General features: G+C 42.0%; 2 protein-coding genes. One reads left to right on the forward strand and one right to left on the reverse strand.

Translation table 11 applies throughout. The features are described 5' to 3' along the window. Positions 1 to 29: 29 nt before the first annotated feature. Positions 30 to 200, forward strand: a complete 171-nt coding sequence (locus ACUVXA_RS20455) for a zinc-ribbon domain-containing protein (RefSeq protein ID WP_445873142.1) — start codon at positions 30 to 32, stop codon at positions 198 to 200. 112 nt (positions 201 to 312) lie between these two features. Here the strand turns inward: ACUVXA_RS20455 and ACUVXA_RS20460 are convergent, their stop codons facing one another. Beyond that, complete coding sequence (locus tag ACUVXA_RS20460) at positions 313 to 1,731, reverse strand: phenylacetate--CoA ligase family protein (protein ID WP_445873143.1); 1,419 nt, start codon at positions 1,729 to 1,731, stop codon at positions 313 to 315. Positions 1,732 to 1,850: the final 119 nt, after the last annotated feature.

Raw genomic sequence — 1,850 nt, forward strand, 5'->3', positions numbered from 1 at the left:
GAACCGAACACCATCTGGAAGTGTCCTAGATGGGTAAGTTTCGGACAACGGTTCAGCCAGCTCAATTAAAAAAATATGTAATATTAGAATCCCCAAAGACTCGTTTTCCACCCGGAAAATATCTTTGCCCAGAGTGTGGCAACCGTTTGCCAGCTCGTTATATTTTCTGCCCTTTTTGCGGAACCAAGATAAGGTATTAAAAATAGATAGTTCGAGTTCTTCATCTAAATAAAATTTTTAAAAATAAAAAAATAATAGTTGAAGATTGGTGCAAACTAGATTATTCAAACCCAATTTGCTTAAGCTATGATTTTATTCGTATCTCTTTTGTATTCTGGCTATTTTCCATCCCACACTTCCTGCTTGAGCCACCTCTTCCGGAGTTAAAAGCTCCACATCACTAACTGGTACTGCTAGACTCTCCCTAACTCTAGCTTTCACTTTTTCTTTAAATGCTGCCTGATCCTTGACCTGCTCCTGAATATATCCGGTTCTTATGATTAAGTTGTCCTGTTTTTCCGGGGCTGTTTTAACCACTTGGCAGGCCATGGCACCACCGGGTCCTATTTCGGGTATCTTGTAGAGTGCCTCTTCAACCATTTGAGGAAGTATTATTTTTCCATCAATAGTAATTCTGTCTGATTCCCTGCCTAGTATTGTTATTGAGAGATGTGTTGTGCCACAATCGCAGGTTTCAAAATCCATTTTAGTGTAGTCTTCCATTCTCCACCTTATATGAGGCACCGCATGGTTATGCAGTGGTGTGATGACCCAATCTCCCACTTCCTCAGGCTCTATTGGTTCTCCAGTTTTCATATCGACATGCTCCACTAGGTGTATGTCTTCCCAAACATGTGTTCTGAGGCCTTGTCCGTCAAGGCAACCTATCAATGGGACCATGGTGTCTCCTAAACAGGCCATGTTCAGAATCGCCTTAAAACCAAAAACATCTTTTAGCATGTCTCTAGTAGCTGTCGTGAGCGCTCCGCCAGCCCAACCCCCTATCATATTGTCGAAACCAAGATCCTCAACCGGATCCAATCCCTTAGAATTCATGTAACCCATAAAGGCCCAGGAGAGGAAAGCTGGGAAGTATATAGCCTTAACTTTGCCTTTGAAGTCTTGGCAGTATTGGATCATTTTATCCATAAACATTGGTAGAGGTAATACATCGTTCCATAACACGGTTACACCGATGTCCATCAGGCTGTCGGGTCCTCTCATTACTTCGAAGCCACCGTGGAACCTACCGGCGTTGCCTAAGAACATGTCACCGGGGCGAAGCTGGTACATTGACCACACGGTTCTCAGGGTCAATTCGTATATCCATTTCCAATCCTCTTTTGAAAAAGCCCAATACGTGGATCTGCCTGTAGTGCCGGTGCTTATGTAGGTATCTCTAACTTTCTCCCAGGGTAGTGCAAGCACACCGTAAAAGGGGTCATTAGTTTTTTCACGATAGTCTCGCAGGTCGTCCTTTAGTGTGATGGGAACCTTTTTCTCCCAATCCTCCCAATCCTTGATATCGTCTGGCTTGATTCCTGCTTTTTTGAATCTGTCATGGTAGTATGGTGCGTTTTTATAAGCGTGTTTTAACTGTCTTTTTGCAAGTTTAAGCTGAAGCTCCTTCAACTCCTTTCTGTCTATTGTCTCCATTTTTCTGTTCCAGTATTTCTCCTCCTTTTTAGGAAGGTCATTAACATTTCTAAAAATATCTGCTTCAGATACCATATCTTACCACCCATTTTTTAAATTATGTAAACTATGCAATATATAAATTTTTGGTTCTGATGCCAAGAGAAGGCGCCTTAAGTATGTGGGTTGTTGGGATAGTTCGAAAAGAATAATTG

The sequence above is a fragment of the Candidatus Jordarchaeum sp. genome (assembly GCF_052745115.1).